Source organism: Vannielia litorea (assembly GCF_018424695.1).
GTDB classification, from domain to species: domain Bacteria; phylum Pseudomonadota; class Alphaproteobacteria; order Rhodobacterales; family Rhodobacteraceae; genus Vannielia; species Vannielia litorea_A.
The window spans coordinates 1-13,365 of record NZ_QTNQ01000016.1 but is presented as its reverse complement, the minus strand read 5'-3'; the positions used below and the strand labels follow the sequence as shown (position 1 = coordinate 13,365).

The 13,365-nt window shown below is 65.0% G+C and carries 17 protein-coding genes; 11 read left to right on the top strand and 6 right to left on the bottom strand.

Annotation, left to right across the window (positions count from 1 at the left end; genetic code table 11):
- Positions 1-128 precede the first annotated feature (128 nt).
- From DYI42_RS07930 to DYI42_RS07915, 4 genes are all read left to right on the top strand, one after another.
- The gene (locus tag DYI42_RS07930) at positions 129-1,721 is read left to right on the top strand and encodes a flagellin N-terminal helical domain-containing protein (protein ID WP_213545397.1); all 1,593 of its coding nucleotides are present in this window, start codon (positions 129-131) and stop codon (positions 1,719-1,721) included.
- Between the two features lie 111 nt (positions 1,722-1,832).
- Positions 1,833-2,243, top strand: a complete 411-nt coding sequence (flaF, locus tag DYI42_RS07925) for a flagellar biosynthesis regulator FlaF (RefSeq protein WP_342344628.1) — start codon at positions 1,833-1,835, stop codon at positions 2,241-2,243.
- Positions 2,240-2,680: a flagellar biosynthesis repressor FlbT gene (gene flbT / locus DYI42_RS07920; RefSeq protein ID WP_213545395.1), complete on the top strand. Its 441-nt coding sequence runs from the start codon at positions 2,240-2,242 to the stop codon at positions 2,678-2,680. Before flaF ends, flbT begins: the two co-directional genes overlap by 4 nt.
- Positions 2,680-3,834, top strand: a complete 1,155-nt coding sequence (locus DYI42_RS07915) for a DUF1217 domain-containing protein (protein WP_213545394.1) — start codon at positions 2,680-2,682, stop codon at positions 3,832-3,834. Before flbT ends, DYI42_RS07915 begins: the two co-directional genes overlap by 1 nt.
- A 15-nt stretch (positions 3,835-3,849) precedes the next feature.
- Here the strand turns inward: DYI42_RS07915 and DYI42_RS07910 are convergent, their stop codons facing one another.
- Together DYI42_RS07910 and DYI42_RS07905 are read right to left on the bottom strand one after the other, a co-directional pair.
- On the bottom strand, positions 3,850-4,854 hold the full coding sequence (locus tag DYI42_RS07910; protein ID WP_213545393.1) for a lysozyme inhibitor LprI family protein: 1,005 nt from the start codon (positions 4,852-4,854) through the stop codon (positions 3,850-3,852).
- A gap of 15 nt (positions 4,855-4,869) precedes the next feature.
- A complete protein-coding gene (locus tag DYI42_RS07905; protein WP_213545392.1) occupies positions 4,870-5,112 on the bottom strand; it encodes a hypothetical protein in 243 nt (80 codons plus the stop codon).
- A gap of 143 nt (positions 5,113-5,255) precedes the next feature.
- On the opposite strand from DYI42_RS07905, the gene DYI42_RS07900 reads away from it, so the two are divergent.
- From DYI42_RS07900 to DYI42_RS07885, 4 genes are all read left to right on the top strand, one after another.
- Complete coding sequence (locus DYI42_RS07900) at positions 5,256-5,966, top strand: M48 family metallopeptidase (RefSeq protein WP_213545391.1); 711 nt, start codon at positions 5,256-5,258, stop codon at positions 5,964-5,966.
- 115 nt (positions 5,967-6,081) lie between these two features.
- Positions 6,082-6,444, top strand: coding sequence for a diacylglycerol kinase (locus tag DYI42_RS07895; RefSeq protein WP_244867718.1), 363 nt, complete (start codon positions 6,082-6,084; stop codon positions 6,442-6,444).
- A 56-nt stretch (positions 6,445-6,500) separates the two neighbouring features.
- Positions 6,501-6,842 (top strand): LIC10280 family protein, encoded by a 342-nt coding sequence (lfb1, locus tag DYI42_RS07890; protein WP_213545390.1) that lies wholly within the window; start codon positions 6,501-6,503, stop codon positions 6,840-6,842.
- A gap of 87 nt (positions 6,843-6,929) precedes the next feature.
- On the top strand, positions 6,930-7,274 hold the full coding sequence (locus DYI42_RS07885) for a DUF6455 family protein (protein WP_213545389.1): 345 nt from the start codon (positions 6,930-6,932) through the stop codon (positions 7,272-7,274).
- Between the two features lie 152 nt (positions 7,275-7,426).
- Here DYI42_RS07885 and rimO read toward each other — a convergent pair whose 3' ends face one another.
- Positions 7,427-8,809 carry a 30S ribosomal protein S12 methylthiotransferase RimO gene (rimO, locus tag DYI42_RS07880; RefSeq protein ID WP_213545388.1) on the bottom strand — a complete coding sequence of 461 codons (1,383 nt, stop codon included), beginning with the start codon at positions 8,807-8,809 and terminating at the stop codon, positions 7,427-7,429.
- A 138-nt stretch (positions 8,810-8,947) separates the two neighbouring features.
- Between rimO and DYI42_RS07875 the strand changes: the two genes are divergently transcribed.
- Together DYI42_RS07875 and DYI42_RS07870 are read left to right on the top strand one after the other, a co-directional pair.
- The gene (locus DYI42_RS07875) at positions 8,948-9,508 is read left to right on the top strand and encodes a hypothetical protein (protein ID WP_213545387.1); all 561 of its coding nucleotides are present in this window, start codon (positions 8,948-8,950) and stop codon (positions 9,506-9,508) included.
- 193 nt (positions 9,509-9,701) lie between these two features.
- Positions 9,702-10,265 (top strand): hypothetical protein, encoded by a 564-nt coding sequence (locus tag DYI42_RS07870; protein WP_213545386.1) that lies wholly within the window; start codon positions 9,702-9,704, stop codon positions 10,263-10,265.
- A 3-nt stretch (positions 10,266-10,268) separates the two neighbouring features.
- On the opposite strand, the gene DYI42_RS07865 is transcribed toward DYI42_RS07870, so the two are convergent.
- Positions 10,269-10,739 (bottom strand): GNAT family N-acetyltransferase, encoded by a 471-nt coding sequence (locus tag DYI42_RS07865; RefSeq protein WP_213545448.1) that lies wholly within the window; start codon positions 10,737-10,739, stop codon positions 10,269-10,271.
- A gap of 121 nt (positions 10,740-10,860) precedes the next feature.
- Between DYI42_RS07865 and DYI42_RS07860 the strand changes: the two genes are divergently transcribed.
- Positions 10,861-11,418, top strand: coding sequence for a hypothetical protein (locus DYI42_RS07860; protein WP_213545385.1), 558 nt, complete (start codon positions 10,861-10,863; stop codon positions 11,416-11,418).
- 54 nt (positions 11,419-11,472) lie between these two features.
- On the opposite strand, the gene DYI42_RS07855 is transcribed toward DYI42_RS07860, so the two are convergent.
- Together DYI42_RS07855 and DYI42_RS07850 are read right to left on the bottom strand one after the other, a co-directional pair.
- A complete protein-coding gene (locus DYI42_RS07855; RefSeq protein WP_213545384.1) occupies positions 11,473-12,234 on the bottom strand; it encodes an ABC transporter permease in 762 nt (253 codons plus the stop codon).
- On the bottom strand, positions 12,231-13,172 hold the full coding sequence (locus DYI42_RS07850; RefSeq protein WP_213545383.1) for an ABC transporter ATP-binding protein: 942 nt from the start codon (positions 13,170-13,172) through the stop codon (positions 12,231-12,233). Before DYI42_RS07850 ends, DYI42_RS07855 begins: the two co-directional genes overlap by 4 nt.
- Positions 13,173-13,365 lie beyond the last annotated feature (193 nt).

Here is a 13,365-nt window from a genome sequence, read left to right as displayed (position 1 = left end):
GCACCTTCGTGGGTGGCGCGGCCCGAAACATCGGTCCGCATGACGGAGAAACCGGAAGCCTGTCGTCCCAACGGGCGACATTCCGAAATGGCGCAAAAGCGTCTCATCCGAAAAGGACCAAAAGAACCATGTCCAGTATTCTGACCAACACCAGCTCGATGGTTGCCCTGCAAACTCTGCGCGGCATCAACATGAACCTCGAGCAAACCCAGGCTGAGATCTCCACCGGCAAGTCCGTGGGCTCCGCTCGCGACAACTCGGCCATCTGGGCGATCTCGAAGGTGATGGAATCCGACGTGCGCGGCTTCAAGGCCATCTCCGAGAGCCTGTCTCTCGGCGAAAGCACCGTCGCCGTCGCCCGCAACGGTGCCGAAACCGTCACCGATCTGCTCGTTCAGATGAAGGAGAAGATCGTCGGCGCTCAGGAAGAAAACGTCGACCGCGAGAAGCTGCAGGCCGACATTACCGCCCTCAGCGACCAGATCAGCTCGGTTGTGGGCGCTGCCCAGTTCAACGGTCTGAACCTTCTCAAGGGCACCGATGACGTCAACGTGCTCTCCTCGCTCGACCGCGCCAACGACGGCACGGTCGAGGCTTCCGACATCACCGTCGCCCGCCAGGATCTCAGCTATGATGCCGGCGTCATGGGCACCGGTGCCTCGCTCGTCGGCGGCTCCGCCCTGACGGCGGCTGACGCGGCGGCCACCGGCGGCAATGTCACCGTGCAGGCTGGCGCCGGCCAGAACGCCGATGACAGCTCGACCCGCGACTTCTCGAACACCGGGAACGAGATGGAAATCACCATGAGCACCGCTCAGTCCATCGGTGATGTCTTCAACCTGCAGATCAACGGAACCACGGTCTCCTACACCGCTGATTCGACCACGTTGAACGATGTGTCCGCGGGTCTGACCGCGGCGATCAACGCGGCCGGCATCGAGGATATCTCGGCGGACGTGACCGGTGCGGTAATCACCATCACCTCGACCTCCGCCTTCGACGACATCGAGATCAACGGCGATACCACCTCTTCGACCACGCAGTTCTCTGCCGATGTGGAAGGGGCCGCCGCAACCGCAGCCGCCAGCAGCTTCTCCGGGGCCAACCTCCAGGCGCGCGCCTCCGAGGTGACCTTCTCGGCGACCTCCGGCGTCAGCGAGGGCGACGGCTACCGCGTCTCGATCGGCGGCACCAACTACGACTATGTCGCCGGCAAGGGTGAAACCTTCGAAGACGTGGCCAAGGGCCTGAAGATCGCGATCGACGGCTCCGGCCTCGCCGACATCTCCACCAACGTCTACCAGGATGAAACCACCGGTTCCTGGGTTCTCCAGGTAGACAACGACGGCTCCGCCCTGGCGCTCCAGGTCAACGGCCTGGCCGATGGTGAAGCCACCGGTGGCCTGGCGGGTGTCGACGACATCGACGTGACCACCGATGAGGGTGTCGAGGCGGCTCTGGCCAACATCGAGACCTACATCGACGGCGCAATCGAGGCGGCGGCGAACTTCGGTTCGGTCGAAGGCCGGATCGAGACGCAGTCCGAGTTCATCTCGAACCTCACCGACAGCCTCACCGCCGGTATCGGCAGCCTCGTGGACGCCGACATGGAGGCCGCCTCGGCCCGGCTCCAGGCGCTGCAGGTGCAGCAGCAGCTGGGTGTCCAGTCGCTCTCCATCGCCAACCAGGCGCCGCAGTCGATCCTGTCGCTGTTCCGGTAATCCACTGACGGGCGGGGCGCCGAATGGTGAGGGCCAAAACGGCCCTCGGCGCCCCGCCCACGCTCTCCACACCTCATTTCCCTCGCGTGGAAGGACAGAGCCTTGAACTCCGTGCAACTGGCGCAAAGCGCCTACTCCTCTGGCCAGCAGGCCCCGCTGCGCACCCATCGCGGCACCGAATATGCAGCCTTCAGCCGGGTCACTTCCCGCCTGAAATCCCCCCGAAATTTCAACGCGCTCGTCGCCGCGATTCACGAGAACCGGCAACTCTGGACGGCGCTCGCCGCCGATGTGGCAGACGCCGAAAACGGCCTCTCCCCCGATCTGCGCGCCCGCATCTTCTACCTCGCCCGCTTCACCTCCGGGCATTCCTCCAAGGTGCTGCGCCGCAAGGCCAATGTGGTGCCGCTGATCGAAATCAACATGGCTGTCATGCGCGGCCTCGGGGCCAGCCCGGCTGCCGCCGCCCCGCGCTCCACAGGCAAGGCGCCGGCCACCGCAGCGACCGGAGCGGGAAAATGAGCGGTCTCGTCCTCAAGCTGAGCCCCAAGGAGCGGGTGCTCATCAATGGCGCGGTCATCGAGAACGGCGACCGCCGCTCGCGGCTCTCCATCGTCACCCCGGGCGCCAATATCCTGCGCCTGCGCGATGCCATCCACCCGGAGGAGGCCAAGACGCCGGTGAAGCGTGTGGCCTACATTGCCCAGCTCGTCCTTTCTGGCGATACCGCCCCGGCCGACGCCGACATTCAGCTGATGCGCGGGATCGAACAGTTGAGCCAGGTCTTCACCGATCATGACAGCCGCACACAGCTCGACGCCGCCACCACGGCGGTGCGCGACGGGCAGCATTACCAGGCGCTGAAGGCCCTGCGCACGCTCATCCCGCGCGAGGATCGGCTGATTGCGGCCCAGGCACAGGGCGCCATGGCCCTGCCGCCCGATGTGAAGCCATCCTGATGTTCACTCCCATCGTGCCCCTTGGCGGCCTGCTCGGCTGGCAGTTTCTTCAGCGCACGCAGGAGAGCCAACAACAGACTCTCGCCAGTTCGACCACCGTCCAGCGTGACATGGCCGAATTCGAAGAGCGCATCGCCAGCGTCAAGACGCCCGAAGATCTGGTGAGTGATTTCCGCCTCCTGCGGATTGCCTTGGGGGCCTTCGGGCTGGCCGACGACATAGGCAACAAGTACTTCATCCAGAAGGTGCTTGAAGAGGGCACGGCGGAGGGCTCGCTGGCCAGCCGCCTTTCTGACACACGCTACCGCGACCTTGCAGAGGCCTTCGGCTTCGGCACCTACGATACCCCCAACAACGCTTTCGGCGCGATCGAAGCGCAGATCCGCGCGGGCACCGATACGCTGCCTGCACGGGAGCGCGAGGCCGCCGGTGACCGGGCCCTGACCCTTGTTGACCGGCTGAAGCAGCTTTCAGACCTGACCGGGCAGGAGGATGTCGCCCCCGAGCAGGCCGCGCTCCGCGCCGAGGTGGAAGATCTCTGGCCGCAGGTCATGGGTCAGCCGCGCATGCGCGAGGCCATGCGCGCTACCTTCGACATCGGCGAAGGCTATGACGCGCTCAATCACGCCACGCAGGTCGAGGTGCTCCGTCAAAAGGTCGTCGGCCTCTTCGAAGATCGGCCCGCCGAGCAGCTCACCGGCTTCATCGACCGGATCAAGCAGGGTTACACAACGCGCCAGTTCGAGCAGGCGGTGGGCGAGCAGGCACAAGAGCTGCGCATCGCCCTCAACCTCGAGCGCGAGCTGCCGGACCTCGCCGCCGACCCGGACGATGCCAACGATACCATGTGGTTCAAGATCATGGGCAGTTCGCCGCTGCGCGCCGTGTTCGATGCCGCCTTCGGCCTGCCCACTGCCTTTTCCGCGCTGGATATCGACAGGCAGCTCGACGTTTACAAGGAGCGCGCACAATCGCTCTTCGGCTCCAGCGAGGTGTCGCAGTTCACCGATCCAGCCAAGCGCGAAGATCTGATCCGCACCTACCTCGTGCGCACAGAAATCAGCGGTCAGGCCAGCACCGGCGGGGGCAGCAGCGCCGCCCTCACAATCCTCAGCAATGTCAGCAGCAACAACCTTTTCAGCCTGCTCACCTGAGCCGGGGATGCCCGTTCAGCGCCGCAACGCATCGATCCGCTGAACGTAGGCCGCGCGCAGGCAGGGCACGCTTGCGCCGCATCCGTTGCGCTGCACCAGCCAGGCCTTCTGCGCCGCGTCCAGCTCGCGCTTGCGCGACGCGCTCAACCGCCCGCGCAGGGCATAGAAGATCGAGGCCATCTGCCGGTCCATGTCGGCCAGCTCGACGCTTCCGCAAATCGCAAATTCCGTGGGCGTTCCTGCGTAGCCACAGTTGAAACTCGGGTCAGGCTTGCGCGTGATCTCGCGCGGGGCCGGATCAGGCTGGGGCTTCGGGGCCGGGTCAGGCTCCACCGCCACCTTCGGCTCGGGCTCGCGCACGCGCGGCTCGGGCTCCGCCGCAGGCGGCGGGGGCGTGGCCAGCTCAGGCAGCGCGGCATAGCCCTCAAGCTCCGGCCCGAAGGTCGAGAAGGTCTCGATCCCGCTGTCGCGCAGCTCATCGGGCGGAAACCAGTAGATCCGGTCACTCGGGGTTTCCAGCATCCGCACCATGAACAGGCTCGGCACGTCGTATTCCTTGAGGTAGTCGAAGATCTGCGCCGCCACCGATTGCGCATCCGCCTCCGCCGCCGGCCCTGTCACCGCGCCGCCCGAGGTAAACTGGTGCACCCCCAGCCGCCCGTAGGCCCGCCGCGCCTCGCCCGCCACGAACAGGAAGGAACAGGCCGAGGCGCAATCGGCCTCGGGCGGAATCACCGTGGAAAGCCCCCGGTCGAAGATGATCGCCGAAAGCTCCAGCCCCTGGTGCACATCGCCCCCCGATGAGATCAAGAAGAGCGTATCCACCTCGCCATGCTCGCGCAGCGCCTTGCGCAGATCGAAGGTTGCACCCCGCGCGATTCGTCCATTGAGCACCAGCACATTCGGCAGCTCCGGCGCGTGGCGAAAGGCGCCATAGGTCTTCACCTCCTGCGCCGCGCCAGGGGCGGCCAGTGCAACAAGCGCCGCCGTCAGCAGTCCGAAAGCCGAAAACAGGCGCATGCCAACCTCCTCCCGTCAGCTCTGCGGCGCGGGCCGCAGCTGATAAACGCCTTCCGGCAAGTCCAGCGCTGCCGCCAGATCGCGCAGCTGGCTCATCGACAGCGTGATCTTCTGCACCTCGTCCTGCCGCGCATCCAGTTGCTCGATGGTCACGCAATCATCGAAGGCCTGGATGGTGACATCCTCCTGCAGGTGGCTGCCGGGCTCATCGACGAGGGTGATCACCGTCGCGTCAAAATCGTGTTCGATGGTAAACATGGGGCCAGCCTAGCCCGCCGCCCGCGCCCTGTCAGCCGCGAAACGCGTATCACGCCAGCGTCAACGTCTGGGGGCTACATCACCGCGCTACGGCCTGCTAACCTGCTGTCGCAACGAGCAGTCACGCCACAGGCCACCGCCCCATGATCAAACATTTTTTCGCCCTCGCAGCCCTTGCCTCTCTCACCGCCTGCGTCGAAGTGCCGAGCGCGCCGGAAGAGCCCGGCAGCCAGCCCACGGCCTCCGCTCCTCCCGCTGTCGGCGCAACCCGCGCGGCCCGCAACTTCGTGAATGTCGTCAACCGGGTAGAGCCCGTGGCCGAGCGTGAGTGCCGCGCCCGCCTGCCCCGGGCCAACTGCGACTTCCTCATCATCGTCGATGACCGCCGCGGCGAGCCCGCCAACGCCTACCAGACGGAAGATCGCTCGGGCCGCCCCGTCATCGCCTTCACCCTGGCGCTCATCGCCGATGCGCGCAACGAGGATGAGCTCGCCTTCATCCTCGGCCACGAGGCCGCGCACCACATCAAGGAGCATATCCCCCGCACCCGTGAAAGCGCCACCTTCGGCGCGCTGGTGCTGGGCACGCTGGTGGGCGTGGGCGGCGGTGGCGATGCCGCCGTGGAGGCCGCAACGCGGGTGGGCGCCGGCATCGGCGCGCGGCGCTTCTCCAAGGAGTTCGAGCTTGAGGCGGATGCACTGGGCACCGTCATCGCCAAGAAGGCGGGCTTCAACCCGGTCCGCGGGGCGCAGTATTTCACCCGCATTCCCGATCCGGGCGATGTCTTCCTCGGCTCCCACCCGCCCAACAACGCCCGCATCGAAACCGTGCGCCGCACCGCCGCCAACATGTAACCTCCCGGCGGCACCGCCCGACCGTATTGCGCTCTGCCACCCGGCAGGCTTCAAATGCCGCCCCCACCCGGCTATCTGAAAGCAGGGGTATAGCGGCGGGCGAAGGGTGCAGGGCATGTTCAAACAGCAGATGAGGCGGATCTGGCTCCGCACGAAGTGGTCCTGGGAAGGCTTCAGCCACGTCTGGAGCACCGAACACTCGCTCAAGCAGTGGATCATCACCTATATCGCCTCCTCGCTGATGGCCCTGATCCTTCCGATCACCACGGGCGAGAAGGCGCTGCTGCTGATGGGCGGAATCCTCGTGTTCGCCTTCGAGTGCCTGAACACCGCCATCGAGCGCACCGTCGATTACATCTCGATGGAGCGCCACCCGCTGGCCAAGCAGGCGAAGGATACCGCCTCTGCCGCCGTGGCGCTCGCCGCCATCGCCGTGGGCCTCGCCTGGCTGGTCATCCTCCTCGGGCTTGCGTTCTGAGGCGCGGCGCGGGCACTCTCGCGGGTATTGATCTTCATGCCTTCAGGATAGAGCCCATGTTCACACGCCCCGCCGCCCTCGCTGCCGCCAGCCTGCTCCTCACCGCCCTGCCTGCTCTGGCCGAAGGCCTCTCGGGCCGCAATGCCGTCGCGGGCATGAACCCCGATGGCAGCCGCTACGAGGGCACCGTCGAGATGGTGGAAAACGCCAACACCATCAGCATGACCTGGCAGGTTGCGGGCAGCAACTACGCCGGGGCAGGCACGGTGGAGGGCAAGCTCATCACCGTCCGCTGGGGCGATCCGACGCCGGTTTATTACGTCATCACCCCCTCAGGCGAGTTGCACGGCACATGGGCGGGGGGCACGGCGCTGGAAAAGCTCACACCCCTGCCCTGAAACACACGCCGCTTTGACCTGAGTCAAAGCAGGCGGCGTCAACCGCTGTAACACTTGTTCCGCGAACCGGAACAAGGACACGCCGTCATGAAGCCCCTCGGAGACGAACGCACCCATTACCTCCTCGCCATGGGCATGGCCAAGGCCACCCGCACGGACCTCGCACAGGCCATGGAGGAAGGCGCGCTCGATAATGCGGCATGGTCGGGCATGGTCACCCGCTGCCGCAGTTGCGGTTGGGCCGAGAACTGCGGCGAATGGCTCGACACCGCCATCGAAGAGGGCGCCACCTGCCCGCCCACCTGCGTCAACCAGCGCCGCTTCCTTGAGCTGCGCGAGAAGTCCGAGAAAGCCCGAAGAGACTCCGATATGGCAGTCGAAAGGGCCGGTCGCGCCATCGCCCGCGTGGAGGCGCTGCGCCAGAGCCGCTGAACGTGCCAAAAGAACATGCCGGCAGGGAGAGAGGGACGGGTATGGGCCCCGTTCCGCCGGCATCACAAGGGGTCGGTGACTGGGGAGCCACCGACCCCTTTATGTTTCACACAACGCCTGCAAACCTGGGAACACCCGCGTAGGGTGCGCATTCATGGCGCACCAACCCGCTGCCCCCAAAGGTCATATTCGCTGGCCTCGTCCACCTCGACTGTCACGATATCCCCGGGTGAGAGCCCATCGGTGTTCTCGTCGATGAAAAGGTTGCCGTCGATCTCGGGCGCATCCGCCTTGGTCCGGCAGGTGGCCACACCGTCGTCGTCTATCTCGTCCACGATCACCTCGCGAACCGTGCCCACCTTGGCCGCCAGCTTCGCCTCGCTGATGCCTTGCGCCTTCTCCATGAACCGCGCCCAGCGTTCTTGCTTCACCTCGGCAGGCACATGATCCGGCAGCGCATTGGAGCGCGCCCCTGCCACGTTCTCGTATTGAAAGCACCCCACCCGGTCAAGCTGCGCCTCGTCCAGCCAGTCGAGCAGGTGCTCGAACTCTTCCTCGGTCTCACCCGGATAGCCCACAATGAACGTGCTCCGCAGGGTGATCTCCGGGCAGATGCCGCGCCACTCCGCGATCCGCTCCAGCGTCTTCTCCGCCGCCGCAGGCCGGGCCATCCGCTTCAGCGTGTCAGGGTGCGAATGCTGGAAAGGAATGTCGAGATACGGCAGCACAAGCCCCTCCGCCATCAGCGGAATGACCTCGCGCACATGCGGATAGGGATAAACGTAATGCAGCCGCACCCAGGCCCCAAGCCCGCCGAGGTCGCGCGCCAGATCGGTGATATGCGCCCGGTGGCCACGCTCCTCGGCATGGCGAATGTCCACCCCATAGGCCGAGGTGTCCTGCGAGATAACCAGCAGTTCGCGCACGCCGGCCTCCACCAGCCGCTCCGCCTCGCGCACCACCGCATGGGCGGGCCGCGACACCAGCCGTCCGCGCATGTCGGGGATGATGCAGAACTTGCACTTGTGGTTACAGCCCTCTGAGATCTTCAGATAGCTGTAATGGCGCGGCGTCAGGCTCACGCCGCTCGCAGGCAGCAGGTCCACAAACGGGTCGGGCGCGGGCGGCACGGCGGCATGCACCGCATCCAGCACCTGCTCGTATTGATGCGGCCCGGTGACGGCCAGCACCTTCGGATGCGCCCCGGTGATGTACTCCGGCTCCGCCCCAAGGCAGCCGGTCACGATCACCCGGCCATTGGCCGCCATCGCCTCGCCAATCGCATCGAGGCTCTCCGCCTTGGCCGAGTCGAGAAAGCCGCAGGTGTTCACGATCACCGCATCGGCACCGGAATAATCCGGCGAAACCCCGTAACCCTCGGCCCGCAGCCGCGTCAAAATCCGCTCGCTGTCCACCAGCGCCTTGGGGCAGCCCAGCGACACCATGCCGATGCGCGGCTGCCCCTCACGGGGCGCTTCGCCAAACTTCGGGGCGGGTGCGATGTCGGGGCGCAGGGCGGGCGGATTCTGGGGCATGAAGGCCGCATAGTGCTTTCCCGCAAGCTTGCCTAGCCCCTGCCACGCGGGTTTGACCCGACTCACCCTGCGCGTGCATTGTTTCGGCGGCATTACAGCCCATGACCCTATTTTGACCCAATCCATTGGAGACAGACCATGTCGCTTGCAACCCAGGCCGCCGCCCTTCTGCAAAATCGCGCCAGTGCCCTCCTGCACTTCAACCTGCACGGCCTTGCGGTGAACCCCGTCGCCCTCCGCGCCCTCGCGCGCGATATCGCGGGCGGCAAGATCACGGTGGTCCATGACCGCAAGAGCACCGCCGCCCATTACGACTCAGTGAAGAACGAAATCTCCGTTCCCTTCAAATCGGTGACGCACGCCCAGCAGGGCGCCGCTCTTCTGCACGAGGCCATCCACGCACTCGCCGACAAGAAACGGATCGCCATGATCATCGGAAAGGGCGAGCAGATCGCCTACATCGCCCAGTGTTTGTGGATCTATTACATCTACAAGGCGCAGATCGACGCCAAAACGGGGTATTTCAACCCCTATCGGAGCAAGGTGCTGAGCACGGCCTATGATGTGTCCCGACCCCTGCAAAACACCCGCGCAGGCACCCTGAAACCCGCCCAGCTTGCCCCGCTGGAGGCGGCCTTGAGGGCCACCCCGAGATACAAGACCGCCTACGACAAAATGGATTTCGTCAACGGCCTTTGACGGCCCGGCGCATGGTGATCGAGCAAGCGCAGTGGGCCCCATTCGCCCCCGCAATGCACACGAGAACGTTACGTCAATTCAGCCACCCCCTTGTGGCTGCCCCTGCGCCTGCCCATCTGCCGCTCACCGCGGAGGATTTTGCATCGCGGCTTTTGAAAAAGACGTTTCAGTCAAGTCATAGGAGACACCAATCATGACCCCCGAGCAGATGATCTGCACGGTTCTGCGCACGCCCACCTGCCGCAGCATCAACTTCGTCCTGGGTGGCATCACCGTCGACGGCCCCAACTTCGAGGTTGTGGCCATGTGCATCGAGAGCGGCGACATCACCGTGGATGTCCAGCCCGGCAAGGGCGACGTGGCCCACTACCTCAGCGACAGCGACGTGTTCGAAATCGGCTTCGCCACGCTGCCCTCCGTGCTCCACGCCGGGCTGCTGGTGCACGAGAGCGTCCATGCCATCGCCGATTTTCAGGAGGTGGACATCAAGGTCCGCGTGTCGGAGGCCGCAGGCTATGTCGCGCAGGCGCTGATGTTCTACTACGTCAAGAAATCCGAGGCAGACGCCAACCCCGGCGTAAACCCCTTTGCCGACCCGATCCTGAGCGCGGCCTGGGATGCCTCAAAGCCCCTGCGCAACAAGACCGGCGGCACGCTGACCACGGCGCAACTCTCCGCGCTCGATGCGGCGATCATCGCCAACCCGCATTACACGGGCAAAGAGAACAAGAAGGTGCTCTGCAACGGCCTGTTCTGAGCCTCACCGCAGCAGCTTTCTGAACGTGATCGAGGTGGGCTGCGCAAAGCCCTCATGTGCCGTTCGGCCCACCTCTTCGAAGCCCAGCGCGGCGAAGGCCGCGTGGTTTTCCGCCAACTCCACCCGGCTTTGCAGCTCCAGTGCCTCGAAGCCGCCGTCTCGGGCCATCTCTTCGGCCAGCACCACCATCTGGCGCAACAATCCCCGGCCCCGAAGGGCCTCGGTCACGGCCAGCTTGCCGAGGTAAAGCACCGGCGGCTTGGGCGCCGCAAAGCCGCAGGCCACCACCCGGCTGCCCCAGCGCACCAGCATCAGCACCTCCCGCTCGGCCTTCCGGGCCAGCCCCTCCGGGGTGAGCGCGGCAAGCGAAGACGGCGGGTCAATCCGCCTTTCCATGAAGGCAAAACTCTCAACCAGCAGCCGGTGCACGCCGCGCCAATCGGTAAAATCCGGTTCGGCCACCTCGGCCTGCATCTTCAAATCGCGCCCTCCCATCCCCATATGTCTCTCACGCAGCGGAAATTCAGGCCGCAGCCGCGTTCAAAGTCATAGCAACGGCCCGCAGCGGGCCAAAAGCAATTTGAAAGGGATACAGATGTCTCTCATAGAAGACGTGAGAAGCGCGATCTCGACGGCTGCCATGCAGCATCTCAGCTTCACCGTCGCCGGTCGCAACGTGACCCCTGCCATCTACCAGCCCGTGCGCGACAAGATCGCCGATGGCACGATCACCGCACAGCGGGCCGGCCCGGCGGGCGTGTGCGGCGTTTACCAGTTCGGCCCCAACCGGTTCGATCTCGGCTTCGTTTCGGTCGATGGGGATCCGTGGCGCGCTGCGTTGGTGGTGCATGAGTCCACCCATGCCGCCTTCGACTACATCAACCAGCCCATGCCGGTGAAAGTCTCGGAGGCGCTCGCCTATATCGCGCAGGCGCTCTACTTCTACCATTCCAACCGCGAAGCCATCGAAGAGTCCGATGAGTTGACCTTCTCCGAGCCGCTGAACACCGCCTATGCGGTGTCAGCTCCGGCCCGCAGCGAGGCCCACAGCTTCACCGATGAAGAACTGGCCCCGCTCTACGCGGCGATCGATGCCGACGCGCACTACCACGGACGCGGTGATGACAATGAAGGGATAGACGGGATCGCATGATCCCGTCTCTGCGCGCGGGCCGCCCGTCCTCCCCCGGCGGCCCGCGCCATTGGCTCAGGGCTTGATGCGCCAGCCGGTCTTGAAGATCGCGTAGATCGCCAGCAGGCAGGCCACAAAGAACATCGCCACCGCCGCCAGAGAGATGCCCACCGGCACATCCGAGATGCCGAAGAAGCTCCAGCGGAACCCGCTGACAAGGTAGAGCACCGGGTTGAAGTGGCTCACCGTGGCCCATGCGGGCGGCAGCATCGAGATCGAGTAGAAAGACCCGCCAAGAAACACCAGCGGTGTGACCACGAGCAGCGGGATAAGCTGCAACTGCTCGAAGTTCTTCGCCCAGATCCCGATGATGAAGCCCAGCAGCGCAAAGCTCACTGCCGTCATGACGAGGAAGGCCAGCATCCACACCGGGTGCAGGATGTTCAGCTCCACGAAGAAGCTCGCCGTGATCATGATGATCCCCGCGATGAACAGCGCCTTGGTCGCCGCCGCGCCCACATAGCCGAGGACCACCTCGACAAAGCTCATCGGTGCGCTCAGAAGCTCGAAGATCGTGCCGATGAACTTCGGAAAGTAGATCCCGAAGCTCGCGTTACTGATCGACTGTTGCAGCAGCGTCAGCATCACCAGCCCCGGCACGATGAAGGCGCCGTAGCTCACCCCCTCGACCGACTGGATGCGCCCGCCGATGGCCGAACCGAAAACCACGAAGTAAAGCACCGTCGACAGCACCGGCGACACGATGCTCTGGGTCACGGTCCGGAAGAACCGCGCCATCTCGAACCTGTAGATCGCCGCAATCGCCCGCCAGTTCATTGCGCGGCCTCCTTCTGGTCCTGGTTCTCCTCGACCAGTGAAAGGAACACGTCCTCAAGGCTCGACTGGCGGGTGGAGAGATCGGTAAATTTCAGCCCGGCATTGGCAAGGTCGGCCATGAGCCGCGTCACCCCTGTCGATCCTGCGGTGGTGTCGAAGGTGTAGGTCAGCCGGTCGCCCTCCAGCTCCAGGTCATAGCCCTTCAGGCTCTCGGGCAGGGCATCTGGCGCCTCGGCCAGCTCCAGCACCAGCTCCTTGCGGCCAAGGCTCTTCATCAGCTTGTCCTTCTCCTCGACGAGAAGCAGGCGGCCCTTGTCGATCACCCCGATCCGGTCGGCCATCTCCTCGGCCTCCTCGATGTAGTGGGTGGTGAGGATGATGGTCACGCCCTGGGCGCGCAGCTCGCGGACCAGCGCCCACATGTCCTTGCGCAGGTTCACGTCCACCCCGGCGGTCGGCTCGTCGAGAAACAGCACGTGCGGCTCGTGGCTGAGCGCCTTGGCAATCAGCACCCGCCGCTTCATCCCGCCCGAAAGCTCGGTGTTGCGGTTGTCCTTCTTGTCCCAGAGGCTGAGGCTCTTCAGCACCTTCTCCAGATGCGCCTCGTCCTTCTTCTTGCCGAACAGCCCGCGAGAAAAGCGGACCGTGTTCAGCACCTTCTCGAACGGCTCAATCGCCACTTCCTGCGGCACAAGACCAATCATCTCGCGGGCCGCGCGGAAGCTCGTGGCAATGTCATGCCCGCCCACTGTCACGGTGCCGCCCGTCGGGGTCACCAGCCCGCAAACCGCCGAGATCAGCGTGGTCTTGCCCGCGCCGTTGGGCCCGAGCAGCGCAAGAATCTCGCCCTCCTCGATATCCAGATCGACCCCATGCAACGCGGTGAAGCCGTCGTCATAGGTCTTTTGCAGTCCCTTGATGGAAATAATCGGGGCCATGGTTCGGCCTCCTTTGCGCTCATTATGTCAGGGAGGAAGGTGTAGGGCGGGCCGGTCCGTTGACAACCCCGTGAACGCGCACAGCTGTCAGAGGGCTGTCAGCAGGGCGTGGCTTTCGGGCATATGCGCCAGCGTTTCGTCGATCAGCGCGCACCACTTCGGCCCGCCCTACACCTTCGTCCCTGACATAATG

Excerpts from the sequence above, each read along its gene's own strand:
- DYI42_RS07930 (WP_213545397.1), top strand. The coding sequence starts at position 129 with ATGTCCAGTATTCTGACCAACACCAGCTCGATGGTTGCCCTGCAAACT.
- flbT (WP_213545395.1), top strand. The coding sequence starts at position 2,240 with ATGAGCGGTCTCGTCCTCAAGCTGAGCCCCAAGGAGCGGGTGCTCATC.
- DYI42_RS07915 (WP_213545394.1), top strand. The coding sequence starts at position 2,680 with ATGTTCACTCCCATCGTGCCCCTTGGCGGCCTGCTCGGCTGGCAGTTT.
- DYI42_RS07910 (WP_213545393.1), bottom strand. The coding sequence starts at position 4,854 with ATGCGCCTGTTTTCGGCTTTCGGACTGCTGACGGCGGCGCTTGTTGCA.
- DYI42_RS07905 (WP_213545392.1), bottom strand. The coding sequence starts at position 5,112 with ATGTTTACCATCGAACACGATTTTGACGCGACGGTGATCACCCTCGTC.
- DYI42_RS07900 (WP_213545391.1), top strand. The coding sequence starts at position 5,256 with ATGATCAAACATTTTTTCGCCCTCGCAGCCCTTGCCTCTCTCACCGCC.
- DYI42_RS07895 (WP_244867718.1), top strand. The coding sequence starts at position 6,082 with ATGTTCAAACAGCAGATGAGGCGGATCTGGCTCCGCACGAAGTGGTCC.
- lfb1 (WP_213545390.1), top strand. The coding sequence starts at position 6,501 with ATGTTCACACGCCCCGCCGCCCTCGCTGCCGCCAGCCTGCTCCTCACC.
- DYI42_RS07885 (WP_213545389.1), top strand. The coding sequence starts at position 6,930 with ATGAAGCCCCTCGGAGACGAACGCACCCATTACCTCCTCGCCATGGGC.
- rimO (WP_213545388.1), bottom strand. The coding sequence starts at position 8,809 with ATGCCCCAGAATCCGCCCGCCCTGCGCCCCGACATCGCACCCGCCCCG.
- DYI42_RS07875 (WP_213545387.1), top strand. The coding sequence starts at position 8,948 with ATGTCGCTTGCAACCCAGGCCGCCGCCCTTCTGCAAAATCGCGCCAGT.
- DYI42_RS07870 (WP_213545386.1), top strand. The coding sequence starts at position 9,702 with ATGACCCCCGAGCAGATGATCTGCACGGTTCTGCGCACGCCCACCTGC.
- DYI42_RS07865 (WP_213545448.1), bottom strand. The coding sequence starts at position 10,739 with ATGCAGGCCGAGGTGGCCGAACCGGATTTTACCGATTGGCGCGGCGTG.
- DYI42_RS07860 (WP_213545385.1), top strand. The coding sequence starts at position 10,861 with ATGTCTCTCATAGAAGACGTGAGAAGCGCGATCTCGACGGCTGCCATG.
- DYI42_RS07855 (WP_213545384.1), bottom strand. The coding sequence starts at position 12,234 with ATGAACTGGCGGGCGATTGCGGCGATCTACAGGTTCGAGATGGCGCGG.
- DYI42_RS07850 (WP_213545383.1), bottom strand. The coding sequence starts at position 13,172 with ATGGCCCCGATTATTTCCATCAAGGGACTGCAAAAGACCTATGACGAC.